The organism is Streptomyces rugosispiralis, assembly GCF_024505145.1.
Lineage (GTDB): Bacteria > Actinomycetota > Actinomycetes > Streptomycetales > Streptomycetaceae > Streptomyces > Streptomyces rugosispiralis.
In genome coordinates, this window is sequence record NZ_JANIAA010000006.1 from 294,652 (window position 1) to 320,569 (window position 25,918).

Annotated in this window: 24 protein-coding genes; 7 read left to right on the forward strand and 17 right to left on the reverse strand. The window is 71.6% G+C overall.

The window, feature by feature from the left end:
• Nucleotides 1-154: 154 nt before the first annotated feature.
• On the reverse strand, nt 155-919 hold the full coding sequence (locus tag NP777_RS13770) for an alpha/beta hydrolase (RefSeq protein WP_256650417.1): 765 nt from the start codon (nt 917-919) through the stop codon (nt 155-157).
• A gap of 103 nt (nt 920-1,022) precedes the next feature.
• Here NP777_RS13770 and NP777_RS13775 point away from each other — a divergent pair, with 103 nt between their 5' ends.
• Together NP777_RS13775 and NP777_RS13780 are read left to right on the forward strand one after the other, a co-directional pair.
• On the forward strand, nt 1,023-2,189 hold the full coding sequence (locus NP777_RS13775; RefSeq protein ID WP_256650418.1) for an adenosine deaminase: 1,167 nt from the start codon (nt 1,023-1,025) through the stop codon (nt 2,187-2,189).
• Between the two features lie 124 nt (nt 2,190-2,313).
• Nucleotides 2,314-2,553, forward strand: coding sequence for an ATP-binding protein (locus NP777_RS13780; RefSeq protein ID WP_256650419.1), 240 nt, complete (start codon nt 2,314-2,316; stop codon nt 2,551-2,553).
• Between the two features lie 157 nt (nt 2,554-2,710).
• Here the strand turns inward: NP777_RS13780 and NP777_RS13785 are convergent, their stop codons facing one another.
• The 5 genes from NP777_RS13785 to afsQ1 all read right to left on the reverse strand — a co-directional run bounded on the left by NP777_RS13785 (nt 2,711) and on the right by afsQ1 (nt 6,579).
• The gene (locus NP777_RS13785; RefSeq protein ID WP_256650420.1) at nt 2,711-2,914 is read right to left on the reverse strand and encodes a PspC domain-containing protein; all 204 of its coding nucleotides are present in this window, start codon (nt 2,912-2,914) and stop codon (nt 2,711-2,713) included.
• Nucleotides 2,915-2,974: 60 nt separating this feature from the next.
• Nucleotides 2,975-3,550, reverse strand: coding sequence for a VanZ family protein (locus NP777_RS13790; RefSeq protein ID WP_256650421.1), 576 nt, complete (start codon nt 3,548-3,550; stop codon nt 2,975-2,977).
• A 113-nt stretch (nt 3,551-3,663) separates the two neighbouring features.
• Nucleotides 3,664-4,278, reverse strand: a complete 615-nt coding sequence (locus tag NP777_RS13795) for a hypothetical protein (RefSeq protein WP_256650422.1) — start codon at nt 4,276-4,278, stop codon at nt 3,664-3,666.
• A complete protein-coding gene (locus NP777_RS13800) occupies nt 4,275-5,774 on the reverse strand; it encodes a sensor histidine kinase (protein ID WP_256650457.1) in 1,500 nt (499 codons plus the stop codon). The genes NP777_RS13795 and NP777_RS13800 overlap by 4 nt, the downstream gene beginning before the upstream one ends.
• Before the next feature lie 127 nt (nt 5,775-5,901).
• Nucleotides 5,902-6,579 carry a two-component system response regulator AfsQ1 gene (gene afsQ1, locus NP777_RS13805; protein WP_171072689.1) on the reverse strand — a complete coding sequence of 226 codons (678 nt, stop codon included), beginning with the start codon at nt 6,577-6,579 and terminating at the stop codon, nt 5,902-5,904.
• 201 nt (nt 6,580-6,780) lie between these two features.
• Here afsQ1 and NP777_RS13810 point away from each other — a divergent pair, with 201 nt between their 5' ends.
• Nucleotides 6,781-7,560 (forward strand): SigE family RNA polymerase sigma factor, encoded by a 780-nt coding sequence (locus tag NP777_RS13810; protein WP_256650423.1) that lies wholly within the window; start codon nt 6,781-6,783, stop codon nt 7,558-7,560.
• A 182-nt stretch (nt 7,561-7,742) separates the two neighbouring features.
• Here NP777_RS13810 and NP777_RS13815 read toward each other — a convergent pair whose 3' ends face one another.
• The 7 genes from NP777_RS13815 to deoC form a co-directional block, all read right to left on the reverse strand.
• Nucleotides 7,743-8,384 carry an ATP-binding protein gene (locus tag NP777_RS13815; protein WP_256650424.1) on the reverse strand — a complete coding sequence of 214 codons (642 nt, stop codon included), beginning with the start codon at nt 8,382-8,384 and terminating at the stop codon, nt 7,743-7,745.
• 140 nt (nt 8,385-8,524) lie between these two features.
• Nucleotides 8,525-9,877: an MFS transporter gene (locus NP777_RS13820; protein WP_256650425.1), complete on the reverse strand. Its 1,353-nt coding sequence runs from the start codon at nt 9,875-9,877 to the stop codon at nt 8,525-8,527.
• A 78-nt stretch (nt 9,878-9,955) separates the two neighbouring features.
• Entirely contained in the window at nt 9,956-10,876 is a 921-nt protein-coding gene (locus NP777_RS13825; RefSeq protein ID WP_256650426.1) for an amidohydrolase family protein, read from the reverse strand.
• Between the two features lie 93 nt (nt 10,877-10,969).
• A complete protein-coding gene (locus NP777_RS13830) occupies nt 10,970-12,001 on the reverse strand; it encodes an amidohydrolase family protein (RefSeq protein WP_256650427.1) in 1,032 nt (343 codons plus the stop codon).
• 122 nt (nt 12,002-12,123) lie between these two features.
• Nucleotides 12,124-12,993, reverse strand: coding sequence for an aldehyde dehydrogenase family protein (locus tag NP777_RS13835; protein WP_256650428.1), 870 nt, complete (start codon nt 12,991-12,993; stop codon nt 12,124-12,126).
• The gene (locus NP777_RS13840; protein ID WP_256650429.1) at nt 12,986-14,419 is read right to left on the reverse strand and encodes an aldehyde dehydrogenase family protein; all 1,434 of its coding nucleotides are present in this window, start codon (nt 14,417-14,419) and stop codon (nt 12,986-12,988) included. Before NP777_RS13840 ends, NP777_RS13835 begins: the two co-directional genes overlap by 8 nt.
• 6 nt (nt 14,420-14,425) lie before the next feature.
• Nucleotides 14,426-15,427: a deoxyribose-phosphate aldolase gene (gene deoC / locus NP777_RS13845; RefSeq protein WP_256650458.1), complete on the reverse strand. Its 1,002-nt coding sequence runs from the start codon at nt 15,425-15,427 to the stop codon at nt 14,426-14,428.
• Between the two features lie 137 nt (nt 15,428-15,564).
• On the opposite strand from deoC, the gene NP777_RS13850 reads away from it, so the two are divergent.
• Nucleotides 15,565-16,281 carry a PH domain-containing protein gene (locus NP777_RS13850; RefSeq protein ID WP_256650430.1) on the forward strand — a complete coding sequence of 239 codons (717 nt, stop codon included), beginning with the start codon at nt 15,565-15,567 and terminating at the stop codon, nt 16,279-16,281.
• A 159-nt stretch (nt 16,282-16,440) separates the two neighbouring features.
• Here NP777_RS13850 and NP777_RS13855 read toward each other — a convergent pair whose 3' ends face one another.
• From NP777_RS13855 to NP777_RS13865, 3 genes are all read right to left on the reverse strand, one after another.
• Entirely contained in the window at nt 16,441-18,285 is a 1,845-nt protein-coding gene (locus NP777_RS13855; protein WP_256650431.1) for a phospho-sugar mutase, read from the reverse strand.
• Between the two features lie 287 nt (nt 18,286-18,572).
• Nucleotides 18,573-19,400, reverse strand: coding sequence for a purine-nucleoside phosphorylase (locus NP777_RS13860; protein WP_391858503.1), 828 nt, complete (start codon nt 19,398-19,400; stop codon nt 18,573-18,575).
• A gap of 1,009 nt (nt 19,401-20,409) precedes the next feature.
• Complete coding sequence (locus tag NP777_RS13865; protein ID WP_020870716.1) at nt 20,410-20,847, reverse strand: gamma-glutamylcyclotransferase; 438 nt, start codon at nt 20,845-20,847, stop codon at nt 20,410-20,412.
• A 137-nt stretch (nt 20,848-20,984) separates the two neighbouring features.
• Here NP777_RS13865 and NP777_RS13870 point away from each other — a divergent pair, with 137 nt between their 5' ends.
• A complete protein-coding gene (locus NP777_RS13870) occupies nt 20,985-22,433 on the forward strand; it encodes an NAD(P)H-quinone dehydrogenase (protein ID WP_256650433.1) in 1,449 nt (482 codons plus the stop codon).
• Nucleotides 22,434-22,570: 137 nt separating this feature from the next.
• Nucleotides 22,571-23,551, forward strand: a complete 981-nt coding sequence (locus NP777_RS13875; RefSeq protein ID WP_240813061.1) for a DeoR/GlpR family DNA-binding transcription regulator — start codon at nt 22,571-22,573, stop codon at nt 23,549-23,551.
• 235 nt (nt 23,552-23,786) lie between these two features.
• On the opposite strand, the gene NP777_RS13880 is transcribed toward NP777_RS13875, so the two are convergent.
• Nucleotides 23,787-24,380 (reverse strand): TetR/AcrR family transcriptional regulator, encoded by a 594-nt coding sequence (locus NP777_RS13880; RefSeq protein WP_256650434.1) that lies wholly within the window; start codon nt 24,378-24,380, stop codon nt 23,787-23,789.
• A gap of 147 nt (nt 24,381-24,527) precedes the next feature.
• Here NP777_RS13880 and NP777_RS13885 point away from each other — a divergent pair, with 147 nt between their 5' ends.
• Nucleotides 24,528-25,706 (forward strand): alpha/beta hydrolase, encoded by a 1,179-nt coding sequence (locus tag NP777_RS13885; RefSeq protein ID WP_256650435.1) that lies wholly within the window; start codon nt 24,528-24,530, stop codon nt 25,704-25,706.
• Nucleotides 25,707-25,918 lie beyond the last annotated feature (212 nt).

The window sequence follows — 25,918 nt, forward strand, 5'->3', positions numbered from 1 at the left end:
CTGCTCAAAGGCGCCGAAGGCGCGAGACGGCGCCGCACCCGGCGACGTACCCGGCCCCCGACGTACCCGGACCCCGACGTACCCGGCCCCCGACGTACCCGGCCCCCGACGCACCCGGCAGCGAACGCAAACCCCGACGCGCACAACCAAGCGCTCAACGCCCCAGATTCGCCCCGAAGCCCGCGGCCAGCGGCATCCGCAGACCCAGTGGCGGCGGAGCCGCCAGCGCGTCGGCCACCGGGCGGGAGAAGCCGGAGTGGAAGAGGGAGCCGAGGAGGAAGTCCGCGGCCAGCGCCTGCACCTCGGAGCGGTGCTGATGCATCCCGTGCCCATCGGTGTGCACCTCGAAGCGGCACACATCGCGGTTGGCCTTCTTCGCCCGTTCCGCCAGCCGGTAGGACAGCTCGGGGTCGGTGCGCTCGTCATTCGTGCCGTGGGCGATCAGCACCTGCCGTCCCACCAACTGCTTCACCGGCTCGGGTTCGAGCACCTCGTCCGGCGCCGGAAGCCAGGGCGCCAGCGCCACCACCGAGCTGACGGCCTCGTGCCCGGCGGAGCGGAGGGCGGCGCGCCCGCCCATGCCGTGGCCCACCAGGCAGACCGGTACGTCGCCGTAGCGCCGCACCACTTCCTCCACGGCCCAGGTGGCATCGGACGCGGCATCGGCGGCCGCCCCGTTCCAGCCCCGGCACCGGTAGTGGACGACATGGGCGGCCAGCCCCTCCTCCCGGCCCGCCCGGACCAGCCGCCGGGCCAGCGGCAGCGTGGCGGCCACCGAGAGTCTGGACGGCCGTCTGGTCCCGCTGGGCTCCCCCTCGGGGAGCAGCAGCACCACACCATGTACGGTCGTTCGCGCGGCGGCCGCGCCCATCGGCCGCCCCAGCCGTGCGCCCCGCTCGGGCAACGCTTGCTGAGCCATGCCAGAACGATCGCAGAAGGACTGGTGTACTCCACTACCCGTGCGGGTCACTGTTGGGTATCTATCCCTCACGTTCTACGCGCGTAGGGACTACGCTGCCCAGATGACGAGCGAGCACACCCATGAGCCCACCCCCGAACAGATCCGCCGTGCCCCCAAGGTGCTGCTGCACGACCACCTCGACGGTGGGCTGCGCCCGGGCACCATCGTCGACCTCGCGAGGGAGACCGGGTACGCCGCGCTGCCGGAGACCGAGCCCGACAAGCTGGGCATCTGGTTCCGCGAGGCGGCGGACTCCGGGTCGCTTGAGCGCTATCTGGAGACGTTCTCCCACACCGTCGGCGTGCTGCAGACCCGCGAGGCGCTCGTCAGGGTCGCCGCCGAATGCGCCGAGGACCTCGCCGAGGACGGCGTCGTCTACGCCGAGATCCGCTACGCCCCCGAGCAGCACCTGGAGGGCGGGCTGACCCTGGAGCAGGTCGTCGAGGCGGTCAACGAGGGCTTCCGCGAGGGTGAGCGGCGGGCCTGGGAGAACGGCCACCGCATCCGCGTCGGCGCGCTGCTGACCGCGATGCGCCACGCGGCCCGCGCCCTGGAGATCGCCGAACTCGCCAACCGTTACCGCGACCTGGGTGTGGTCGGCTTCGACATCGCGGGCGCCGAGGCCGGTTTCCCGCCCACCCGCCACCTGGACGCCTTCGAGTATCTGAAGCGGGAGAACAACCACTTCACGATCCACGCGGGCGAGGCGTTCGGACTGCCGTCCATCTGGCAGGCGCTCCAGTGGTGCGGCGCCGACCGGCTGGGCCACGGCGTCCGCATCATCGACGACATCGAGGTCGGGGACGACGGCTCCCTCACCCTCGGCCGCCTCGCCTCGTACGTCCGCGACAAGCGCATCCCGCTGGAGCTGTGCCCGACCTCCAACCTCCAGACCGGCGCGGCCAGTTCCTACGCCGAGCACCCCATCGGGCTGCTCCGCCGACTGCATTTCCGCGCCACCGTGAATACGGATAATCGTCTGATGAGCGGGACGAGCATGAGCGGGGAATTCCAGCATCTTGTATCAACGTTCCATTACACGCTCGACGACATGCAGTGGTTCACGGTCAATGCGATGAAATCGGCCTTCATTCCTTTTGACGAACGTCTGGCGATGATCAATGACGTGATCAAGCCCGGATACGCCGAGCTGAAGTCCGAATGGCTGTTCCGAAATGTGGCCTCCGCATCGGCTGTGACCAGGGATTCCGCACCCGAGAGCGGCTGAGCGGGCGTATCCGGAACACGGTCCGGGCGGGGTATCGGAGACCGTTTTCGGTGTTTGCGGGCAGCCGAAATCCATGGCTACGTTGCCGTATCGGTCAAGCCCCCGTCTCAAGGACAGATTTCTGATGAAGCAGGGAACCCTCAAGACTCTCGGTGTCATTGCCCTCGGTGCCGCCGCCGTCGTCGCCGGAGGCAGCGCCGCGTCCGCGGCGCCGGTGCCCGGCGGCAGCGCGGGCCGTGTCGCCGCCCCGGGGCAGCCAGCCGCGCCCGCCAAGCCTGCCGCCGCCCAGGCCAAGCCCGCCCAGGGCATGCTCGGGCAGCTCCCGCTGGGGAGCCTGCCGGGCGGCCTGCTCAAGCTCGGCTGAACCCCGCGGGCACACGGCCGGGCCGCACATCCCGAAGGGGGTGTGCGGCCCGGTCATTTCGGTATGGGGTCCGTATGCGGGGTCAGGCCGTGGGACGTATGCGGGGGTCACACCGTGGCACGTATGCGGGATCACGCCGCGGCGTCGGCGCGCCGGGTCACCACGCCTCGCGGTAGGCGTCCTCCGCCGGAAGCAGGAACCACAGCGCGAGATAGAGCAGGAACTGCGGCCCCGGCAGCAGACACGAGACCACGAAGAGCACCCGCATCGTCGTCGGGGTGGTCCCGAAGCGCCGGGCGAGACCGGCGCAGACACCGGCGATCTTCTTGTCGTGGCGGGGGCGGACCAGCGGTGCGGCCATGGTGGGCACTCCTCGTCGTCGGGTGGGCTCGGGAAGGGCTGGTTCCCGATGTTCTCGACGCTATGTCCGTGAGCCGGAGGAGACATCGCTCCACGGGGCGATCCCGACCCTGGGAATCGTCGGGGCCGGGGTTTGGGCGCCGTCGTTCCGGGGGAGGGGGGCCGCCCTGCGCCGATCGGCCCGGCGGCGGAGCCACGCCCGTACGGCGGGCACCACCAGCACATGCGCGAGGGCGACCCCGAGGGTGTTCAGCAGCACCGCGTCCACGTTCATGATCTGCCCGGTCACCTCGCTGCGCAGCAGCGCGAACCCCATGGCCACCATCGCCCCGGTGAAGGCCGTACGGACCAGCGAGGCCAGCGGATACGCCTCCACCCGGCCCCCGGCCAGCGGCAGCAGCACCCCCAGCGGTGCGAGCAACAGCAGCCCGCCACCGATGGAACGGGTGGCCGACCAGGGGCTGAGCGCCAGATCGGCGCGGATGGTGGCCAGTGGTTCAAGGGTCGCCGCGGACACCCAGGGGACGTTCACCGGTCGCAGGGTCAGCCAGTAGACGAACGAGAGGTGTGCCACGAGGAGCGCGAAGCCCGCGACGCGGTAGCGGAAGGCGGCCCTGCGGCCGAAAGGACCCTGCACGAAAATCAGGACGCCGCACGCGGGGGTCGCGGTTCCGCCCCCGCCCCGCTGGTCAGCACCTTGTTACCGACAAGTCGCCAACCTGGGACGGGGCGGTACCGACAGGTGATGAATCAGGACACCAGGACCCCGGAGTTGACCGCGATCGTCGGATCGCGGCGCATCTCCTCGGTGCACTGGTACGCCTTCAGCGGATCCCGCTGGCTGTCCGGACCGCCGAGCACCACCTTGCCGTCGTCACCGGCCACCGTGGTGTCCGCGAAGGTGCAGACGATCTGGGCCAGCGCCAGGGACTGGATCTCCTCCGGCGGCCGGTTCAGCCGCAGCGCGCTGTCCGGGTCGCCCTTGGCCGGACCGGAGATCTCCACCCAGTCCTCGACCGCCGTGGAGAACCCGGCCGACACCTCGGCCGCCGTCGGCGGCAGCCGCAACTGCTCCAGCAGCGCCCGCGCGACCCGCACCGGCTCCCGGGCCGTCTTCTCATCGCCCTGCCGGGTGGTCCGGCTCACCGACAGGATCCGCGAGGAGCACAGCAGATAGATCCGTACGGAGACCCGGCCGGTCCCCTCGGCGGCCCGCTCCGACTCCGGCGCCCGGCAGGACGCCCGCGAGGGCGCGGCCCCGGCGTCCACCGGCACCGAGGTGCCCCGTATCCCGCACCCGGCCGCCAGCAGCGCGACCGCGCCGGTCAGCAGAAGGGCGGCCGGCCGGGTCCAGCGCGCGTTCATGGCCTGCCCTCCTCGTCCCGGCCCGCGGCCGTGCCCGTGCCCTTGGCGCCGTCGTCGTCGTGCTCGTCCGCTGCCTCGTCGGAGGCGATCCGGGAGGCGTCCATCGGCAGCCGCAGTGTAAAGACGGCGCCGCCCTCCGGCGAGTTCGCGGCGCTGATGTCGCCGCCGTGGATGTGCGCGTTCTCCATCGCGATCGACAGCCCGAGCCCGCTGCCCTCCGAGCGGGGGCGGGACGCGCTCGCCTTGTAGAAGCGGTCGAAGACATGCGGCAGCACATCCTCGGGGATGCCAGGACCGTGGTCCCGGACCTTGATCAGCAGCTCATCGCCGTCGGTGCGCACCGAGACCCGCACCGGCGAGCCGCCGTGCTTGAGCGCGTTCCCGATCAGATTCGCCAGGATCACGTCCAGCCGCCGGGGGTCCAGCCGGGCCACGATCCCGCGCGCCGCGTCCAGCTCCACCGCGTCCAGCCAGGCGCGGGCGTCGATGCACGCCGTCACCTGGTCGGCGACATCGACATCGTCGAGCACCAGCCGGGCCGTGCCCGCGTCGAAGCGGGTCACCTCCATCAGGTTCTCCACCAGGTCGTTCAGCCGCCGGGTCTCGCTCACCACCAACTGCACCGCCGGGGCGATCATCGGGTCGAGCGAGTCGGCCTCCTCCTCAAGCACCTCCGTGACGGCCGTGATCGCGGTGAGCGGGGTCCGCAGCTCATGCGACATGTCCGCGACGAAGCGCCGGCTGGACGCCTCCCGCGCGGACAGCTCCGCCACCCGCTTCTGCAGCCGCTCCGCGGCCCGGTTGAAGGTGTGGGAGAGATTGGCCAGCTCATCGGAGCCGGAGACCTGGAGCCGGGTGTCGAGATGCCCCTCGCCCAGCCGGTGCGCCGCCTCTCCGAGCCGCTGCACCGGCCGCAGCACCGTGGCCGCGGCGGCCTGCGCCAGCAGCGCGGCGCCGATCAGCGCGAGCCCGGTGGCGATCCCCAGCGACCAGGCCAGGGAGTTCAGATCCTGGCGCTCGGTGTCCAGGGACTTGAGCATGTAGCCGGTCGGCCCGCCGCCGTTCACCTTGGCCCCGCCGACCAGGTACGGGGTGCCGTGCAGCGTGATCCGCTGCCAGTAGAGGTGGTACGGGGAGGTGTTCCCCTTGCTCAGCGGGCGCTTCTGGTCCACCGCGCGCCGCAGCGCGGAGGGCACCACATCGAGGGTGAACAGATCCTTGTCCGAGGCCGCCGGGCAGCTTCCGGCGTCCTTCGTCCGGGTGATCAGCAGCACCTCGTACTTCTGGGTGTTGTCCGCCATGCGACCCGCCGCCTCCCGCAGCTCGGAACAGGTGGGGAGGGAGGGCAACGGGTCGGTGTCGTCCTTCAGGGACTTGCGGAACTCGTCCAGCGCCGAGTCCTGGGTCCGGGTCAGCACCGCGTCCCGGTTCAGCCAGTACGCGATGGCGGACGCGGACACGGCGGCGGTCAGCGCCACCAGGCCGAAGACCAGCATCAGCCGCAGCCGGAGGCTGAACCACCGCAAGAGCCCCGCGGCCCAGCCCCGGGCCCGACCGGGCTCGTCGCTCACTGCGCTCAATTCCGTACTTCTCCGCCCCCGTGCGCGCGGCACACCGTATTACTCATTGCGGCGTGTCCAGCCGGTACCCGACCCCGCGCACCGTACGGATCAGCGTCGGCGACGACGGCACGTCCTCCACCTTCGCGCGCAGCCGCTGTACGCATGCGTCGACCAGCCGCGAGTCCCCGAGGTAGTCGTGCTCCCACACCAGCCGCAGTAGCTGCTGCCGGGACAGCGCCTGCCCCGGACGGCGGCTGAGCTCCAGCAGAAGCCGCAGCTCAGTGGGGGTGAGCTGGAGATCCTCGCCGTTTTTGGTGACCGTCATGGCCGCGCGGTCGATCAGCAGATTGCCGAAGGCCGCGGAGTCGTTGGCCTCCCGCTCGCCGCGCCGCAGCACCGCGCGGATCCGGGCGTCCAGCACCCGGCCCTGGACGGGTTTGACCACATAGTCGTCGGCACCGGACTCCAGGCCGACCACGACGTCGATGTCATCGCTGCGCGCGGTCAGCAGGATGATCGGCAACTGGTCGGTACGGCGGATCCGGCGGCACACCTCGAAGCCGTCGATCCCGGGCAGCATCACATCGAGCACGATCAGATCCGGCCGCTGCTCACGCAGCAGTTTCAGGCCGTCCTCGCCCGTCGCCGCGGTCGCCACACGGTGGCCCTGGCGAGACAGCGAGAGTTCGAGGGCCGTGCGGATGGCGTCGTCGTCCTCGATCAGCAACAGGAAAGGCACGTTGGTCATTCTGGCCTACAAGGGGCCTGTAGTTCGACCGTCAGGGGTTTATCGCCTCGATCCCCTGTGACGAGCCTGTGACAGTCGACAGACACCCCCATGAAACTGGCCCGGCAAAGTCTTCTGTGCACCGGGCGGAACACCACCGGCCGGGGCAGCCAGAAGCCAGACCGACCAGGCTCCATCGACGGGGGGCGCGAAATGAGCACACTGCACTTCTCCACCACCAGCGCAGTTCGCACACGCCTCCACGACGCCGGGCGGGGCAATGAGAAGTCCGGTGCCGTGAGCGGGCGGGGGTGCGCTCGCGGCGCCGGGCGTCAGCGGCCTCCTTACATGGTGGCCATTGACGCGATCACGGGGGACAGGGAGGCCGGTACCGGCCTCGGGGGGGACAACGGGGGACCGGGGGGCCACGGGGGCTCGTACGGGGAGGCAGAGGGGGAGCGGCGCACCACGTCGGAGGCGGAGTTCACCGCCTATGTCCAGGAGCGCCGCGCCTCCCTGTACGCAACCGCCTACCACCTGACCGGTGACCGCTTCGAGGCCGAGGACCTGCTGCAGAGCGCGCTGTTCTCGACCTACCGGGCCTGGGACCGGATCAGTGACAAGGCGGCGGTCGGCGGCTATCTGCGCCGCACCATGACCAATCTGCACATCAGCGCCTGGCGTCGGCGCAAGCTCAACGAGTACCCGACGGAGGAGCTGCCGGAGACGGTGGGCGACCACGACGCGATGCGCGGCACCGAGCTGCGCGCCGTGCTGTGGCAGGCCCTGGCCCGGCTCCCCGAGCTGCAGCGCACGATGCTGGTGCTGCGCTACTACGAGGGACGGACAGATCCGGAAATCGCGGACATCCTGAACATCAGTGTCGGAACGGTCAAGAGCAGCATCTGGCGCTCACTGCGCCGGCTGCGCGAGGACGAGACCCTCAGCTTCGGCCGTAACGAGGAGGAGTCCTTCGGCGAACTGGTCGCCTGACGGCGGCGGGGACGATCGAAGGCGGGGGGAAATCGGGGGATACGGGGGAAATGGGGAGGGAGTAACACATCGGGGGAGTACGGGGGAAACAGGTGCGAGGCCGGACAGCCGAGGGGGGATGTCCGGCCTCGCACCTTTTTGGCCGCGCGGCCGCGGGCCGCGGGGCCGCGTTGGCCATGTGGCTATACGGATGCCTTCTGGCCGGAGGCGGGCGTCCGCTCTCCCACCGCCGCGGCCGCTATCCGGCCCAGCGCCACGTCCTTGCCGCACGCGTACGCGCCCAGTGCGGTCTGCCGGGCCACGATCCCGCGCTCCGCGCGCATCAGCCGCAAGCCACGCCGCAGCAGGTAGAGCGCGGGTTTACGGCCCTCCCGCAGATCGCGCAGCAGTCTGCGCCGGAACGTGGTGGAGGGGCGGCCGCGCAGACAGATCGCGTCCGCGAGCACCCCGAGGTCGGCACACCGCCCGACGATGTCGGCGGCGAAGATCCCCTCGGCGATGAACAGCGGTGCCCGCCCGATGTCCAGCGCCTCCTCGCCGACGCGGGCGCTGGTGGCGATGTCGTACAGCGGCACGGTCGTCCGTGCCGTACGGCACAGCTCCCCGATCGCCGCGACCGCCGCGCCCGCGTCCCAGGACAGCGGCGAGTCCCAGTCGGCGCCCCCGCCGTCGGCGAGTTGGGGGAGCGTCGGATCGCCGCCCTCCTTGTAGAAGTCGTCGAGGTTGAGCACGGGCAGCCCGGTGCGGGTCGCGAGGGAGGACTTGCCCGAACCCGAGGGGCCGGAGAGCAGGACGACACGGGCGGAAGGCGGTTGGCTGGTCACGGAACACCAGTGTGACGCATCCTTTCGCCCGCGTGACCCGCGCGTGACCAACGACGTAACCGACGACGTAACCGACGACGTAACCGTCGACGCGCCGGCCCAACCGCCGGCCTGACGGCCCGCGTGGCACGGGCCCGCCGTCACACGACCGCGCGTGGCCGTTCCGCCGCCGCCGTACGGGCCGGGCGGGTCCGGGCGCCGAAGACCGCCAGGACGAGGGCGCCCAGGAGCCAGGTGCCGGCGATGAAGAAGAAGACGCTCTGGTAGCCGGTGCGGTGGTAGAGGGCCGCGATGATCAGCGGCCCCGCGGCGTTCGAGAGCCGGCCGAGCCCGTACGAGACGCCCGTCCCCAGCGAGCGGCCGCGGGTGTCGAACAACTCGGGGGAGTAGGCGTACCCCAGCGCCGTGTAGCCGCGCTCGAAGAGGTTCACCAGGAAGCCGAAGACCACGATCAGGGCCGGGTTGAAGGTCAGCCCGTACAGCAGACCGCACAGCGCGATCACCGCGCCGAAGACCACCAGACACCATTTGCGCTCGAACCGGTCGGTGACCAGGGAGGCCAGGAACGAGCCGAGCGGCGCGCCCACGGTGGTGAGCGCCACGTAGAAGACCGACTTCTCGACGCTGAAGCCCTCCTTGGCCAGCAGGGTGGGCGCCCAGCTCGAGTAGCCGAAGAAGCCGATGGTCTGGGTCACCCACAGGACGGTGAGCAGCGCGGTCGGCCCGAGGTACCTCTTCTTCAGCAGGAGGCGGGGCGACGCCTTCGCGGGCCGGGTCTCGTCGATCGGTGGCGCGGGCTCGGCGAGCGGGCCCTTCTCGGCGGCGACCCGGGTCTCGATCTCGGTGAGGACCGCCTCCGCCGCTTCGTACTCGCCCCGGCTCTCGTGCCAGCGGGGGGACTCCTCGAGGTGCCGGGTGAAGAGGACGAAGAGGAGGCCGAGCGAGCCCCACAGATAGACCAGCCGCCAGGACCAGTCGCTGAGCGGTACGACGGCGCTGGCGATGAGGTTGGTGGCCGGGGTGCCGCAGATGCCGATGACGATCGCGTACGCCTGGTACTTGCCGCGTACGGCGGACGGATACATCTCGTTGACGTAGATCACCGCCACAACGGTCATCGCGGACAGCCCCGCCGAGGTCAGCACCCGGAAGACGCCCAGCGAGACGACGTCCCAGGAGAAGGCCGAGGCGAGCGAGAAGACCCCGAAACACAGCGTGGTCCGGATCAGCGCCTTCTTGCGGCCCCAGCGGTCGGCGAGGGTGCTCGCGACGATGGAGCCGATGAACATGCCGACGAACGACAGCGAGGTCACATAGGCGATCTGGTCGACCGTGATGCCCCAGAGGTCGATGAGCTGGGGAGCGGTGGTGGCGAAGGTGTTGATGTCCGCGAACTCGAAGAAGTAGGCGAACGAGACGGCCAGCAAGGTGATCTTGTGAAACCGGGAGATGGGGAGTCTGTCCAGCCGGTTCACCGCGTTGGAGTGCTGCATGGGCGGCCCTTGTCGGAGAGGCGGGGAGGGGGACGGGGCGGGGAGGGGGACGGAGCGGGGGCGGGGGTGGGCCAGGGGTCAGGCGTCTTCGCCGGGCCAGTAGAGCCGCATGGGGTTGTCGACCAGCAGCTTCCGCCGCTGCTCGGCGGTGACCGCCACCTGGGGCACGTAGTCGACCAGCAGTCCGTCGTCGGGCATATGAGCGGTGAGGTTGGGATGCGGCCAGTCCGTGCCCCACAGCACCCGGTCGGGGAACTCCTCGATCGCGCGGCGGGCGAAGGGCACCACATCGGTGTACGGGTGCGGCTCGGCGTTCAGGGCCGGGGGGCCGGTGACGCTGAGGCGTTCGGGGCAGGTCACCTTGACCCATACGTCATCGCGTTCGGCGAACCGCAGGAAGCGGGCGAAGCGCGGTCCGCCGACCGGTTCGGTCACGTCCGGCCGGCCCATGTGGTCCACGACGAGCGGGGTGGGCAGGGAGCTGAAGAAACGTTCCAGCTCGGGCAGGTCGGCGCTTTCGAAGTAGAGGACGACATGCCAGCCGAGCGGGGCGATCCGCCGGGCGACGGTGGCCAGCGCGTCCTGGGGCGCGGCGTCGGCCAGCCGCCGGAGGAAGGTGAAGCGCACCCCGCGCACCCCCGCCGCGTCCAGCCGGCGCAGCTCGGCGTCGGTGACATCCGGCCGTACGGTCGCGATGCCGCGCGCCCGGCCGCCGGACGCCTGGACGGCGTCGACCATGGCGCTGTTGTCCGCGCCGTGACAGGTCGCCTGGACGATCACGTTACGGGCGACCCCGAGGTGGTCGCGGAGGGCGAAGAGATCGTCCTTGCCGCCGTCGCAGGGCGTGTACTTGCGCTCGGGCGCGAAGGGGAACGCGGCCTGCGGGCCGAATACATGGCAGTGGGTGTCGACGGTGCCCGGCGGCAGGGCGAAGGCGGGCCGGGACGGGGCGGGGTGCCAGTCCAGCCAGCCCGGGGTCTTGGCGGAGAGCGTGCTCATGAGGGCTCCTCTGGACGGCTGGGCGGCTGGGCGGTCCCGCGGTCGTCGGCGGCGGCGGATGTGCGGCGGTCATCGGGGGACGCGCTCGTCATCTCAGCGGCCCTGCTTCGTCAGCAGGGCGTCCAGACGGGGGTAGACGGCGCGGGCGTTGCGTTCGAAGATGCCGGTCAGCTCGTCCGCGGGGAGCCCGGCGGCCTCGGCGTAGCGGCGGGTGTCGTCGAAGTGCCGGCCCGTGCGGGGGTCGATATCGCGGACGGCGCCGATCATCTCCGAGGCGAAGAGGATGTTCCGGGCCGGCATGACGTCGAAGAGCAGGTCGATACCGGGCTGGTGATAGACGCAGGTGTCGAAGAAGACATTGCCCAGGACGTGCTCCTCCAGGGGCGGCTTGCCGAGCGCCATCGCCAGTCCGCGGAACCGGCCCCAGTGGTACGGAACGGCGCCGCCGCCATGCGGGATGATCAGCCGCAGGGTGGGGAAGTCGGCGAACAGATCGCCCTGCACGAGCTGCATGAACACGGTCGTATCGGCGTTGAGGTAGTGCGCCCCGGTGGTGTGGAAGGCGGGGTTCACGCTGGTGCTCACGTGCACCATCGCCGGAACGTCGTACTCCACCAGCTTTTCGTAGATCGGGTACCACGAGCGGTCGGTCAGCGGCGGGGCCGTCCAGTGGCCGCCCGAGGGGTCGGGGTTGAGGTTGACCGCCACGGCCCCGTACTCCTCCACGCAGCGGACGAGTTCGGGCACGCAGGTGGCCGGATCGACGCCCGGCGACTGCGGGAGCATCGCGGCGGGGGCGAAGCGCCCCGGGTACAGCTCGCTGACGCGGAAGCAGAGCTCGTTGCAGAGCGCCGCCCACTCGGAGGAGGTGCGGAGATCGCCGATGTGGTGGGCCATGAAGGACGCCCGGGGCGAGAAGACCGTCAGGTCGATGCCGCGCTCGTCCATCAGCCGGAGCTGATTCGGCTCGATGCTCCGGCGCAGCTCGTCGTCGCCGATGCGGAGGTCGGCGCGGGTGGGGGTGGGGGTGCGGGCGGGGTCGGTGAGTCCGTTGATCTGCTGGGTGCGCCATGCCTCCAGCGCCGGGGGCGCGGTGGTGTAGTGGCCATGGCAGTCGATGATCATTCGCTGTTCCTTCGTGGCGGGCGGTTCCTCGCAACCCAACTGTCGATGAAATTGTTGACAATATGTGCGACGAAAAAGCCCCCGCGAAGTCCGGGGTGCGGACGGTGCGGGGGCGCGTCGGGCTAGGCGCCCATCGGGTGCCAGACGGTCTTCGTCTCCAGGAAGGCCAACAGCCGGGCCGTGCCGGGGTCGGCGGGCCAATCCACAGGCTGTGGACGGACGACGCGCTTGAGGTTGTCCGCGGCGGCCTTCTCCAACTCGGTCGCGAGTTCCTCGTCCGCCCCGGCCAGGTCGATCGCGTTGACGTCCTGGTGGGCGGCGAGCGGAGTGGCGATCTCGGCGGTGCGGCCGGACAGGACGTTGACCACGCCGCCCGGGAGGTCGGAGGTGGCCAGGACCTCGCCGAGGGACAGGGCCGGGAGCGGGGCCCGCTCGCTCGCCACGACCACGGTCGTGTTCCCGGTGACGATCGCCGGGGCGATCACCGACACCAGGCCCAGGAACGACGAGTCCTGGGGCGCGAGGAGCGCGACCACGCCGGTCGGCTCGGGGGAGGAGAGGTTGAAGTACGGCCCGGCCACGGGGTTGGCGGACCCGGCGATCTGGGCCGTCTTGTCGGACCAGCCCGCGTACCAGACCCAGCGGTCGATCGCCGCGTCCACCTGCGCGGTGGCCTTGGACTTCGACAGGCCCTCGGCGTCGGCGACCTCATGGACGAACTGGTCGCGGCGGCCCTCCAGCATCTCGGCGACGCGGTAGAGGATCTGGCCCCGGTTGTAGGCGGTGGCCCCCGACCAGCCGCCGAACGCCTTGCGCGCGGCGACGACCGCGTCCCGGGCGTCCTTGCGGGAGGCCAGCGGGGCGTTGGCCAGCCACTTGCCCTTGGCGTCGGTCACCTCGTACACCCGTCCGCTCTCGGACCGGGGGAACTTGCCCCCGACGAACAGCTTGTAGGTCTTGAGCACGGAGAGTCGATCGTTGCGGTCAGACATCGAGGTATGCCTCCAGGCCGTGGCGACCGCCTTCACGGCCGTATCCGGACTCCTTGTAGCCGCCGAACGGAGAGGCCGGGTCGAACTTGTTGAAGGTGTTGGACCACACCACGCCCGCCCGGAGCTTGTTCGCCATCCACAGGATGCGCGAGCCCTTCTCCGTCCAGATGCCCGCCGACAGCCCGTACGGCGTGTTGTTGGCCTTGGCCACGGCCTCTTCGGGGGTGCGGAAGGTGAGCACCGAGAGCACCGGGCCGAAGATCTCCTCGCGGGCGATCCGGTGGGCCTGGGTGACGCCGGTGAAGAGGGTGGGCGCGAACCAGTAGCCGGAGCTGGGCAGTTCGCACGCCGGGGCCCAGCGCTCGGCGCCCTCGGCCTCGCCCGCGTCGGCCAGGGCGCGGATCCGGGCCAGCTGCTCGGCGGAGTTGATGGCGCCGATGTCGGTGTTCTTGTCGAGCGGGTCGCCGACGCGCAGGGTGCTCATCCGGCGCTTGAGCGCGTCGAGCAGCTCGTCCTGGACGGACTCCTGGACCAGGAGCCGGGAGCCCGCGCAGCAGACATGGCCCTGGTTGAAGAAGATGCCGCCGATGATGCCCTCGACCGCCTGGTCGATGGGGGCGTCGTCGAAGACGATGTTCGCGGCCTTGCCGCCGAGTTCGAGGGTGACCTTCTTCTTCGTACCGGCCACCGTACGGGCGATGGCCTTGCCGACCTCGGTGGAGCCGGTGAAGGCCACCTTGTCGATGCCGGGGTGGGCGACCAGCTCGGCGCCGGTCGAGCCGTCGCCGGTGACGATGTTGACCACGCCCTTGGGCAGCCCCGCCTGACGGCAGATGTCCGCGAAGAACAGGGCGCTCAGGGGCGTCGTCTCGGCGGGCTTGAGGACGACCGTGTTGCCGGTGGCGAGTGCCGGGGCGATCTTCCAGGCCAGCATCAGGAGGGGGAAGTTCCAGGGGATGATCTGGCCGGCCACGCCCAGGGGCCGGGGGTCCGGGCCGTAGCCGGCGTGGGCCAGCTTGTCGGCCCAGCCCGCGTAGTAGAAGAAGTGGGCCGCGACCAGGGGCAGATCGGCGTCGCGCGACTCGCGGATCGGCTTGCCGTTGTCCAGCGACTCCAGGACGGCCAGCTCGCGGGAGCGCTCCTGGATGATCCGCGCGATGCGGAAGAGGTACTTGGCGCGCTCGGAGCCGGGGAGCGCGGACCAGGTCTCGAACGCCTTACGGGCGGCCTTGACGGCGCGGTCCACGTCCTCGGCGTTGGCCTGGGCGACCTCGGAGAGGACCTCCTCGGAGGAGGGGGAGAGGGTCTTGAAGACCTTGCCGTCGCCCGCCTCGGCGAACTCCCCGTCGATGAACAGGCCGTAGGACGGGGCGATGTCGACGACCGCGCGGGACTCGGGCGCGGGCGCGTACTCGAAAACTGGCATGGCGTATCAGTCCACCGTCACGTAGTCGGGACCGGAGTACCGGCCGGTGCTCAGCTTCTGGCGCTGCATGAGCAGATCGTTGAGCAGGCTGGAGGCGCCGAAGCGGAACCACTCGGGGGAGAGCCACTCGTCGCCCAGCGTCTCGTTGACCATCACCAGGTACTTGATCGCGTCCTTGGAGGTGCGGATGCCGCCCGCGGGCTTCACGCCCACCTGTACGCCGGTGGTGGCGTGGAAGTCGCGGACCGCCTCCAGGAGGACGAGGGTGACGGGCGGGGTCGCGTTGACGGCCACCTTGCCGGTGGAGGTCTTGATGAAGTCCGCGCCCGCGAGCATCGCCAGCCAGGAGGCGCGGCGGACGTTGTCGTACGTCTGGAGCTCGCCGGTCTCGAAGATGACCTTGAGGTGGGCCGCGGTGCCGCTGCCGTCCTCGCGGACGCAGGCCTCCTTGACCTGCCGGATCTCCTCGAAGACCTGGAGGTAGCGGCCGGAGAGGAAGGCGCCGCGGTCGATCACCATGTCGATCTCGTCCGCCCCGGCGGCGACCGCCTCCCGGGTGTCGGCCAGCTTGACCGGCAGCGCGGCCCGGCCGGAGGGGAAGGCGGTGGCGACGGCGGCCACGTGGACGCCGCTGCCGGTCAGGGCCTCCTTGGCGGTGGCCACCATGTCGCCGTAGACGCAGATCGCCGCGACCCGCGGGGTGGTGCGGTCGGTGGGGTCGGGGTTGATCCCCTTGGCGCAGAGCGCCCGGACCTTGCCCGGGGTGTCGGCACCCTCGAGGGTCGTCAGGTCGATCATCGAGATCGCCAGGTCGATGGCGTACGCCTTCGCCGTGGTCTTGATCGAGCGGGTGCCGAGGGTCGCGGCACGGGCCTGCAGGCCGACCGCGTCGACGCCCGGCAGGCCGTGCAGGAAGCGGCGCAGTGCGCCGTCGCCGGCGGTCACGTCCGCCATTGACGCGAGTCGCTCCGCGGCCTCTTTGCCGTATGCGGGAACTGTGGTGGGCATGGTCACCAGATGAGCATATCTACGCGCGTAGTCGGATGTCACCCCCGGGTCCGGAATCGATCGGGGGCCGGGGGCGGGCGATCCCGGGCGTCCCCTGGGCGCCCCCCGCCCCACGAGTGTGGTGCACAATCGGGCGCATGACGAGCCCGGACGACGACTCCGCCCCCGCTGCCTCCAGCTCCGCTTCCTCCGCGGCCTCCTCCGCTTCCTCCGCGGCCTCTTCCGCTTCCTCCGAGGCCGAGACCGAGACCTTCTCGGACCGGATCTACCGCTCCCCGAGCGGTATCGCGGGCGGGGTGCTGCTGCTCGGGCTCAGCGGCTGGCTGGGCATCGACGCGATGATCCGGGGCGAGGGGCGGACGCCGTGGCTGGCGCTGGCCGGGCTGCTGTTCGCGGTGCCGGTGGTGATCGCCTTCACGCTGCGCCCGGCGGTGTACGCGGGGCAGGACCGGCTGCTCGTCCGCAACCCGTTCCGCACGATCACGCTGCCCTGGGCCGTGGTCGAGGGGCTGCGCGCCGGGTACACCAGCGAGGTGCTGGCGGCCGGGGCCACGTACCAGCTGTGGGCGATCCCGGTCTCGCTGCGCCAGCGCAAGCGGGCCGCCCGGCACCAGGCCAGGGCGGCCTCCGAGGACCCCTTCGGTACCACGTCCGCCCACGTCTCGGCGAACAAGCCCGACGAGGACCGCCGGGCCCCCTCCGACGTGGCGATCGGCGATCTGCGCGAGATGGCCGAACGCAACGCCCAGCGCGAGGGCGCCCAGGGGGCGCCGGAGGTGCGATGGGCCTTCGAGGTGATCGCGCCGACGCTGGCGGGCGCGGTGCTGCTGGGCGTCATGCTGGCGATCGGCTGACCGCCCGGGGCCACGCGGCCCCGTTCTTCGGACCCGGTACCGGGTTTTTCGGACCCGGACCCGGTACCGGACCCAGTACCGGACCCGGTACCGGACCCGGACCCAGTACCGGCACCGGGTCCGGCTGCCTCAGCCGGGTCCGATGCCGCTTCGGCGCCGTCACTGATCGCCGTGGGCGACCGCGACGGGCTCGGCAGCCGATACGCCCGCGTCCGCGTCCGCGGCTTCCGGGGGCTGGATTCCCGCCGCCGCCGAAAGGTCCGCCTTGAGCGCGGCCAGCACGGTGTCCGCCGTGGCGCGGGCCGGGGTGAGGGAGTCGGCGGCGGGGACGTCCACGACCACCTCCAGGTAGCACTTCAGCTTCGGCTCGGTGCCGCTGGGCCGGACGACCACACGGGCGCCGCGGACGCCGCCCTTCCCGGCGAGCTGATAGCGCAGGCCGTCCGTCGGGGGCAGGGTGTCCGTGCCCCTCGTCAGGTCCTCCGCCGACGTCACGGCGAGCCCCGCGAGCTCGGTGGGCGGCTGTTCGCGCAGCCGCTTCATCGCGGTGCCGATCACGGCGAGGTCGGTGACCCGGACGGAGAGCTGGTCGGTGGCGTGCAGCCCGTGGGCCACCGCGATGTCGTCCAGCAGATCCGCGAGGGTGCGGCCCTGCTCCTTGAGCTCGGACGTCAGCTCGGCCACGAGCAGCGCGGCCGTGATGCCGTCCTTGTCGCGTACGCCCTCCGGATCCACGCAGTAGCCGAGCGCCTCCTCGTACGCGTAGCGCAGCCCGTCCTCCCGGGCCAGCCACTTGAAGCCGGTCAGCGTCTCGGCGTACGGCAGCCCCGCGTCGTCCGCGATCCGGGACAGGAGCGACGAGGAGACGATCGTGGTCGCGAAGGCACCACGGGCGCGCTTGTGGACGAGGTGGGTGGCGAGCAGCGCGCCGACCTCGTCCCCGCGCAGCATCCGCCAGCTCGCGGCGTCCGTGGGGGCCGTGGGGTTCGTGATCGTGGGGATGGCGACGGCGCAGCGGTCGGCGTCCGGGTCGTTGGCGATGATGATGTCCGGCGCGACCCTGCGGGCTGTGGCGAAGGCCAGGTCCATCGCCCCCGGCTCCTCCGGGTTGGGGAACGCGACGGTCGGGAACGCCGGGTCGGGCTCGGCCTGCTCGGGCACGACCGCGGGCTCGGGGAACCCGGCGCGGGCGAACGCGGCGGCGAGGGTCTCGCGGCCGACGCCGTGCAGCGGCGTGTAGACGACGCGGGCGTTCCGGGGCGAGCCCGGGGTGAGAACGGCGTCGGTCCGCGCGAGGTACGCCGCCAGGACGTCGTCGTTCAGCGTCTCCCAGCCGGTCTCGGGCCGGGGCACATCGTCCAGGCTGCGGATCGCCGCGATCTCGGCGGCGATCTCGGCGTCGGCGGGCGGCACGATCTGGGAGCCGTCGCCGAGGTAGACCTTGTAGCCGTTGTCGCGGGGCGGGTTGTGGCTCGCGGTGACCTCGACTCCGGCGATCGCGCCGAGGTGGCGGATGGCGAAGGCGAGGACCGGCGTGGGGAGGGGGCGCGGCAGAACGGCGGCGCGGAAGCCGGCACCGATCATGACGGCGGCGGTGTCGCGGGCGAACTCGGCGCTCTTGTAGCGGGCGTCGTACCCGATGACGACGAGACCTTGACCGCGCTGACCGTGCTGGTCGTTCCCTTCGTCCTGGGCGTTCCCTTCGTCCTGGGCGTTCCGTTCGTCCTGGGCGGTCTGTTCGTCCTGGCCGTGATGCGTGCGCAGATACGCGGCGAGCCCGGCGGCGGCGCGGATGACGACGGCGCGGTTCATTCGCATGGGCCCGGCCCCGAGCTCACCCCGGAGACCGGCGGTACCGAACTGCAACGTGCCGGAGAACCGCTCGGCGATCGCGTCGACGGCATCGTCCTGGAGCAGCTTCCCGAGCTCATCCCGAGTCTCGGGATCGGGATCCTCGGCAAGCCATGCGCGAGCCTGGGCGATGAGATCGGGCTCCGTGGCCATGAGGGCCTCCTGGGGGTGGTCGTATGGGGGGTGCGGGTGCGGGTGCGGGTGCGGTGGTGGTCGCTCGGGCGCGTGGTGGGTCCGTGGTCGGGCGCGGGCGCGGGGGCGGGGCGGCCGGGGCGCCGCCGCCCGGAGGCCCCGCCCCCGGCACCCACCGCACAACCGACCGCGCACCCCGGCCCGGCAGCCTGGGCCCGCCCCGCCCCGCGTACCTCGCGCATCGCTGTTCAGTCAGCCAAGGGGTGAGTACCCGCACAGGGCGCCGTGACGCCGGCCCCGGGGATCAGTCAGAGGCGGTCGAGGACCTGGGCCAGCAGGCTGCCCATGCGGGAGGCGGAGTCGCGGCCCGCCTGGAGGACCTCCTCGTGGTTGAGGGGTTCGCCCGTCATACCGGCCGCCAGGTTCGTCACCAGCGAGATCCCGAGCACCTCCGCGCCCGCCTCGCGCGCCGCGATGGCCTCCAGGGTCGTGGACATGCCCACCAGGTCGGCCCCTATCGTGCGGGCCATGTTGATCTCCGCCGGAGTCTCGTAGTGCGGCCCGGGGAACTGGGCGTAGACGCCCTCCTCCAGGGTCGGGTCGACCTGCTGGCACAGGGCGCGCAGCCGCGGCGAGTACAGGTCGGTGAGGTCGACGAAGTTGGCGCCCACGATCGGCGAGGTGGCCGTGAGGTTGATGTGGTCGCTGATCAGTACCGGCTGGCCCGGACGCATGCCCTCGCGGAGGCCGCCGCAGCCGTTGGTGAGGATGATGGTCTTGCAGCCCGCGGCCACGGCGGTGCGTACGCCGTGGGCGACGGCGGCGACGCCGCGCCCCTCGTAGTAGTGCGTACGGCCGAGGAAGACCAGCGCCCGCTTGTCGTTGATCCGGTACGACCGGATCCGGCCCGCGTGGCCCGCGACGGCGGGCGGCGGGAAGCCGGGCAGCTCGGTGACGGGGAACTCGTGCTCGGGCGCCCCGAGGGCGTCGGTTGCGGGGACCCAGCCGGAGCCCAGGACCAGCGCGACGTCGTGGGTATCCGCGCCGGTCAGCTCGCGCAGGCGGGTGGCGGCGGCGTCGGCGGCGGCATGCGGGTCGCCCTGATTGTCCCAAGAAACTGATGCGTTCACGCGCACGAGCGTAGCCGGTAACTGCCTACGCGCGTAGACGGAGTCGCCGAGATGTTCGGATCGTTGCATTGCTGCCGGGCCCACGCGGTGCGCTACCGCTGAACCCAGCAAGGTCGCGCCGCGCCCGGACCTCGGACGCCGCCCCGGACCCGGCAAGGTCACGTCACCCCGGACCCACCGCGCCCACCGGCCCCAGCAGGGTCACGTCGCCCGGACCCCCGAACCCCCGGACTCACCGGGCCAGCCGGCAACCGGGCCAGCCGGGAAACCGAGCCAACCGGCGACCGGGTCAGCCGGGAAACCGAGCCCACCGGGCCAGCGGAAATCGGGCCAGCCGGTGACCGGGCCGGCCGGGAAATCGGGCCAGCCGGGCCAACCGGAAACCAGGCCAACCCCCGGACCTGGCAAGGTCACGTCGCCCCGGGCCTCCGGGCCTCCGGGCCTCCGGGCCTCCGGGCCTCCGGGCCCCCGGGCCCCCAGGGCCCCGGGCATCCGGGCATCCGGGCCCAGCAGGGTCACGTCGCCCGGACCCCCGGCCCCCCGGACTCACCGGGCCAGCCGGCAACCGGGCCAGCCGGGAAACCGAGCCAACCGGGCCAGCCGGGAAATCGGGCCAGCCGGGCCAACCGGTAACCGGGCCAACCCCCGGACCCGGCAAGGTCACGTCGCTCCGGGCCCCGGACCCACCGGGCCCAGCAGGGTCACGTCGCCCGGACCCCCGAACTCACCGGGCCAACCGGGCCAGCCTGGAAATCGGGCCAGCCGGTGACCGGGCCAGCCGGGAAATCGGGCCAGCCGGGCCAACCGGCAACCGGGCCAGCCGGAAAACCAAGTCAACCGGGAAACCGGGGTCAACCGGCAGCCGGGAAACCGAGCCAACCGGGCCAGCCGGGTCAACCAGCAACCGGGCCAGCCGGAAAACCAGGTCAACCGGAAAACCAGGTCAACCGGGAAACCGGGGCCAGCCGGGAAACCGGGGTCAACCGGGAAATCAGGTCAACCGGAAACACCGGACTCAGCAGGGGCGCTTCCGCAGCTCCATCACATAGTCGTGCGGCGCCCCCGCCGACTCCGCCGCGTCGGCGATCTCGCCCAGGTAGCGGGCCGAGGGCAGCCCGCCCTCGTAGCCGTTGAGGACGTAGAGCCAGGCGGCCTCGTCGCCGTCCAGTGTGTGGACGCGGATCCGCATCCGGCGGTAGATGTCGAGGCCGACGCCCTCCCAGCGGTCCATGGAGTCCTCGTCCATGGGGGCGATGTCGTAGAGGGCGACGAAGACCTGGGAGCGCGGGGCCTCCACAATCGTGGGGAGGGCGCCCTCCCAGCCCATCTGCTCACCGCCGAAGGTGAGGCGCCAGCCGTTCAGCCAGCCCGTTCCGCGCAGCGGGGAGTGTGGGGCGCGGCGGGACATCAGCCGCGCGTCGAGGTTGCCGGCGTACGCGGCGTAGAGCGACATGGGTCTGAGGGTACGGGAGAGGGGCGGAACGGCCCCCGGGGTGGGAGGTTTGGCGGGAGGTTCGGTGAGAGGTTTCGTACGGCTGTCGCCCCCGCGAAACCCCCCCGGGCTGAAGGCATTCGAACCGGTGCGGGACAATGGAGCATGTGACTCGGATCGTGATCATTGGTGGCGGACCCGGCGGCTATGAGGCGGCGCTGGTCGCCGCGCAGCTCGGCGCGGAGGTGACCGTCGTCGACTGCGACGGTCTGGGCGGGGCGTCGGTGCTCACCGACTGCGTGCCGTCGAAGACGTTGATCGCCACGGCCGAGGTGATGACGACCTTCGACTCCTCCTACGAGGAGCTGGGGATCATCGTCGCCGACGACACCCCGCCGCTGGAGCAGGCGGCCCGGGTGGTCGGCGTGGATCTGGGCAAGGTCAACCGCCGGGTGAAGCGGCTCGCGCTCGCCCAGTCGCACGACATCACGGCGTCGGTCACCCGGGCCGGCGGCCGGGTCATGCGCGGGCGCGCCCGGGTGGAGCCGCAGCAGTCGCTGGACGGCTCGCGGCGGGTGATCGTACGGGCGGCGGACGGCAGCGAGCAGACGCTGGTGGCGGACGCGGTGCTGCTGGCGACGGGCGCCCATCCGAGGGAGATCCCGGACGCGAAGCCGGACGGCGAGCGGATCCTGAACTGGACGCAGGTGTACGACCTGGACGAGCTCCCCCAGGAGCTGATCGTGGTCGGCTCCGGTGTCACGGGCGCGGAGTTCGCGGGTGCCTACCAGGCGCTGGGGTCGAAGGTCACGCTGGTCTCCAGCCGGGACCGGGTGCTGCCGGGCGAGGACCCGGACGCGGCGGCGGTGCTGGAGGACGTCTTCCGGCGCCGGGGGATGAACGTGATGTCCCGATCCCGGGCGCAGGCCGCCAAGCGGGTGGGGGACCGGGTGGAGGTCACGCTCTCGGACGGGCGGGTCATCTCCGGCACCCACTGTCTGATGGCGGTCGGCTCGATCCCGAACACGGCGGACATCGGCCTGGAGGAGGCCGGGGTCAAGCTGGCGGAGTCGGGGCACATCCTGACCGACAAGGTGTCGAGGACCAGCGCGCCGGGGATCTACGCGGCCGGTGACTGCACCGGGGTGCTGGCGCTGGCGTCGGTGGCGGCGATGCAGGGCCGGATCGCGATGTACCACTTCCTCGGGGACGCGGTGACCCCGCTGAACCTGAAGACCGTCTCGGCCAACGTCTTCACCGACCCCGAGATCGCCACGGTCGGCTACTCGCAGGCGGACGTGGACGGCGGGAAGATCGACGCCCGGGTGGTGAAGCTGCCGCTGCTGCGCAATCCGCGGGCGAAGATGCAGGGCATCCGGGACGGCTTCGTCAAGATCTTCTGCCGTCCGGGCACCGGCATCGTGGTCGGCGGTGTGGTGGTCTCGCCGCGGGCGAGCGAGCTGATCCACCCCATATCGCTGGCGGTGGACAACAATCTGACGGTGGAGCAGATCGCCAACGCCTTCACGGTCTACCCCTCGCTGTCCGGTTCGATCGCCGAGGTGGCCCGGCAGTTGCACACCCGGAAGACTCAGGAAGAGTCATAGACCCGGTCCTTATAGCACTTCGTACCCTCACAGATGTACAACTTCTGCTAATTGGTGCAAGCTGCTGAAAACAGACGGTCGTTGGCGTTACTGTCAGTTTCGTGTTCGCTGCAGAACGTCGCCAACTGATCCTTGAAATGGTGCGTGCGAACGGAGCGGTGTCGCTCCGGGAGCTCGCCCGCGTCGTCCAGACCTCCGAAGTGACCGTACGGCGTGATGTGCGGGCGCTGGAGGCAGAAGGACTGCTCGACCGCCGGCACGGCGGTGCGGTGCTGCCGGGCGGATTCACCAGGGAGTCCGGCTTCCCGCAGAAATCCCATCTAGCGACCGCGGAGAAGACGGCCATCGCCGATCTCGCGGCCGGTTTCGTCGAGGAGGGCGAGGCCGTCGTCGTCGGCGCCGGAACCACCACCCAGGAGCTGGCCCGCCGGCTCGCGCGGGTGCCGGGGCTGACCGTGGTCACCAATTCCCTGCTGGTCGCACAGGCGTTGGCGCATGCCAACCGGGTCGAGGTCGTGATGACCGGCGGCACCCTGCGCGGCTCCAACTACGCCCTGGTCGGCAGCGGCGCCGAGCAGTCCCTGCAGGGGCTGCGGGTCTCGCGCGCCTTCCTGTCCGGCAGCGGGCTGACCGCCGAGCGCGGCCTGTCCACCTCCAACATGCTCTCGGCCAGCGTCGACCGGGCGCTGGTCCAGGCGGCGGCGGAGGTGGTCGTGCTCGCCGACCATACGAAGCTGGGCTCCGACACGATGTTCCAGACGGTGCCCACCGATGTGATCACACGGCTGGTGACGGATGAGCCGCCCGCCCATGACGACCGTGCCCTGACCGAGCTCCAGGCCCTCGCGGACCAGGGGGTTCAGATCGCCGTGGCAGGGCCGGGCGCGGGGTCCGGCCCGGCCGGGGGCGGTGAGGGCGGCGGTTCGGCGGGGCGGCAGTCGGGGCGGCTGGGCCCGTCCCAGGGCCGTGGCGGCGGCGAGGAGGGCCTGCCGCTGCCGGGGCCGCGCCGTAACCACCCCCACCCCCCGGGCGGGCCCGGCTCAGCCCAGCTGCGCACCGCGGTGCCGCTGGCGGAGCAGCCGGGGCGGGTGGCGGACCTGGCACCGCGCCGCCGCTAGCGACTGGCCGTCGCGGGTGTCGGTGGGCCGTGGGGCCCGGGTGTGGGCGGGCCTTCGGCTGTCGGTGGGCCGTGCGGCTCGGGTGTCGGCGGGCCTTCGGCTCTCGGTGGGCCGTGCGGCTCGGGTGTGGGCGGGCCTTCGGCTCTCGGTGGGCCGTGCTGCCCGGGTGTGGGCGGGCCTTCGGCTCTCGGTGGGCCGTGCTGCCCGGGGGCCGGCGGGTCTCGAGCCCTCGGTGTCAGCGGGCCTTGAGACCCGTGAAGGCCAGTGCCAGCAGCCGGTCGGCCAACTCCGGGTCGTCCGGCGACTGCTCCACGGCCAGGGCGATCGCGTTCGTGAGCTGCATCAGATCGACGATGACCACATCGGACCGTACGGCACCGCTCTGCTGGGCGCGGGCGAGCAGTTCGCTGCCCGCCTCGCGCAGCGGCAGACCGCAGCCGCGGGACAGCTCCGAGGTCTCGTCGCCCGAGCACGCCATCAGGGCCTGGGACAGCCCGCGGTAGGTGCTGGCGTGGTCCACGATCGCGCGCAGCCAGTCGATCAGCGCCTGACACGGCCGCGGCGCCTGGGCCAGCTCGCGCGACCGCTCCAGCAGGGCGCATATCTCGCCCTGGAAGACCGCGCCCATCAGCGCGGTGCGGTTCGGGAAGTGGCGATACAGCGTGCCGATGCCGACGCCCGCGCGGCGTGCGACGTCCTCGAGCGAAGCGTCGGTACCGTGCTGGGTGAAGGCCGTGCGCGCCTCGGCCAGCAGCCGCTCGTAGTTGCGGCGCGCGTCGGCGCGCATGGGGCGCGGTGGCGTCTGCGCCGTGGCTGTCTCGATCGCCATCGCGGTCCTCCCTGCCGTGCCTGCCCGTGAGTCAAGCATGCCATTTCGTGACCGGAGGTACGCCCTGGCCAGGCAACGCGGGTATCGCGAACGGCATCAAACAGGGTGACGGCACCGTGCGTTGCGGTGCGCCGGAGTGGAAGAACAATGGGACTGACCAGTCGATCACTCGAGTATGTGATGATCACCCTCGCCGTGGCGTGCGCGGGGCTGACGCTCTGGCTGTGGCCGCGCTTCGCGGGTCGGGGAGTACGGGCCTGGGCTGGCCGGCTGGCCGCCCTCGTCGTGACCCAGTGCGCGATCGTGGTCGCCCTGGCCCTCGCGGTGAACAGCAGCTTCCAGTTCTACGGGTCCTGGGACGAACTGCTGGGCGAGGACGATGCGGCACCGGCGGCCCTGTCGCATGTGCAGGGCGGCGCCGCGGGGCCGGTCGGGGAGGCGGGCGATCTGGTGCGGCCCGCCCCGCCGCAGGGCCTGAACTCGGTGCACGGGCTGCCGAGCGGGCCACCCGCCCAGGCGGGCAAGGTGGAGTCGGTACGGATCCTGGGCCGCCGCAGTCAGGTGGCCAGCCCGGCGTATGTCTATCTGCCGCCGCAGTACTTCCAGCGCCAGTACGCCCGGCAGCGCTTCCCCGTGATCGTGGCGATCAGTGGCTACCCCGGCGGATCCTTCCTGCTGGCCCAGCATCTGCGGCTGCCCCAGACGGCGGGCGGGCTGATCCGCACCGGGGCGCTGCAACCGGCGGTCATCGTGATGGTGCGGCCCACCATCGCCCCGCCCCGCGACACCGAGTGCGTGGGCGTCCCCGGCGGCCCCCAGGCCGAGACCTACTTCGCCCGGGACCTGCCCGAGGCGCTGCGGGCGCACTATCGGATCGGCCATGACCCCAGCGCATGGGGCGTGCTGGGCTATTCGTCGGGTGGCACCTGCGCCCTTCAGCTGACCCTGCGTCATCCTCGCGTCTACAGCGCGGCCGCTGCCCTGTCGCCCGACTACCGGGTGGTCAACGACCCGACCACCGGCGACCTCTTCGGCCGGGGCCCGGCGGGCGAGCGCAGGAAGCGGGAGCACGATGTGCTGTGGCGGCTGCGCCATCTGCCCCAGCCGCAGGTGTCGGTGCTGGTGGCCTCCAGCCGCCGGGGCGAGTCCGACTACGGTGCCACCCGTGACTTCCTGGCCGCGGTCCGGCCGCCGATGAGCGCGCAGTCGATCATCCTGGACCGGGGCAGCCACAACTTCCGCACCTGGCGCCGTGAACTGCCCACCGCCCTGCGATGGATGAACGGTCAGCTGACCTTCCCCCAGGACGTGGTGCGCAGCCGCTGAGCGCGCCGTACGCGACGACGGCGGGCCCCGGCCGGATGATTCCGGCCGGGGCTCGCCGTCATGGGGCATGTGGTGGGGCGGTCAGCCCTCGACCTCCGCGTCAGTCCTCGATCTCCGAGTCAGTCCTCGATTCCCGAGTCAGTCCTCGATCTCCGAGTCAGTCCTTGATCTCGCAGATGACCGCGCCCGAGGTGAGGGAGGCGCCGACCTCG

What these genes read in the sequence shown, in the direction of transcription:
- NP777_RS13820 (WP_256650425.1), bottom strand. Translation starts at nt 9,877, where the DNA reads ATGCAGCACTCCAACGCGGTGAACCGGCTGGACAGACTCCCCATCTCC.
- NP777_RS13785 (WP_256650420.1), bottom strand. Translation starts at nt 2,914, where the DNA reads ATGGCCGCACCGCTGGTCCGCCCCCGCCACGACAAGAAGATCGCCGGT.
- NP777_RS13835 (WP_256650428.1), bottom strand. Translation starts at nt 12,993, where the DNA reads ATGTCTGACCGCAACGATCGACTCTCCGTGCTCAAGACCTACAAGCTG.
- NP777_RS13880 (WP_256650434.1), bottom strand. Translation starts at nt 24,380, where the DNA reads ATGGCGATCGAGACAGCCACGGCGCAGACGCCACCGCGCCCCATGCGC.
- NP777_RS13830 (WP_256650427.1), bottom strand. Translation starts at nt 12,001, where the DNA reads ATGATCATCGACTGCCATGGCCACTACACCACCGCGCCCCCGGCGCTG.
- NP777_RS13850 (WP_256650430.1), top strand. Translation starts at nt 15,565, where the DNA reads ATGACGAGCCCGGACGACGACTCCGCCCCCGCTGCCTCCAGCTCCGCT.
- NP777_RS13800 (WP_256650457.1), bottom strand. Translation starts at nt 5,774, where the DNA reads ATGCTGGTCTTCGGCCTGGTGGCGCTGACCGCCGCCGTGTCCGCGTCC.
- NP777_RS13855 (WP_256650431.1), bottom strand. Translation starts at nt 18,285, where the DNA reads ATGGCCACGGAGCCCGATCTCATCGCCCAGGCTCGCGCATGGCTTGCC.
- NP777_RS13810 (WP_256650423.1), top strand. Translation starts at nt 6,781, where the DNA reads ATGAGCACACTGCACTTCTCCACCACCAGCGCAGTTCGCACACGCCTC.
- NP777_RS13885 (WP_256650435.1), top strand. Translation starts at nt 24,528, where the DNA reads ATGGGACTGACCAGTCGATCACTCGAGTATGTGATGATCACCCTCGCC.
- deoC (WP_256650458.1), bottom strand. Translation starts at nt 15,427, where the DNA reads ATGCCCACCACAGTTCCCGCATACGGCAAAGAGGCCGCGGAGCGACTC.
- NP777_RS13825 (WP_256650426.1), bottom strand. Translation starts at nt 10,876, where the DNA reads ATGAGCACGCTCTCCGCCAAGACCCCGGGCTGGCTGGACTGGCACCCC.
- NP777_RS13775 (WP_256650418.1), top strand. Translation starts at nt 1,023, where the DNA reads ATGACGAGCGAGCACACCCATGAGCCCACCCCCGAACAGATCCGCCGT.
- NP777_RS13870 (WP_256650433.1), top strand. Translation starts at nt 20,985, where the DNA reads ATGGAGCATGTGACTCGGATCGTGATCATTGGTGGCGGACCCGGCGGC.
- NP777_RS13865 (WP_020870716.1), bottom strand. Translation starts at nt 20,847, where the DNA reads ATGTCGCTCTACGCCGCGTACGCCGGCAACCTCGACGCGCGGCTGATG.
- NP777_RS13840 (WP_256650429.1), bottom strand. Translation starts at nt 14,419, where the DNA reads ATGCCAGTTTTCGAGTACGCGCCCGCGCCCGAGTCCCGCGCGGTCGTC.
- NP777_RS13770 (WP_256650417.1), bottom strand. Translation starts at nt 919, where the DNA reads ATGGCTCAGCAAGCGTTGCCCGAGCGGGGCGCACGGCTGGGGCGGCCG.
- NP777_RS13875 (WP_240813061.1), top strand. Translation starts at nt 22,571, where the DNA reads ATGGTGCGTGCGAACGGAGCGGTGTCGCTCCGGGAGCTCGCCCGCGTC.
- NP777_RS13795 (WP_256650422.1), bottom strand. Translation starts at nt 4,278, where the DNA reads ATGAACGCGCGCTGGACCCGGCCGGCCGCCCTTCTGCTGACCGGCGCG.
- NP777_RS13780 (WP_256650419.1), top strand. Translation starts at nt 2,314, where the DNA reads ATGAAGCAGGGAACCCTCAAGACTCTCGGTGTCATTGCCCTCGGTGCC.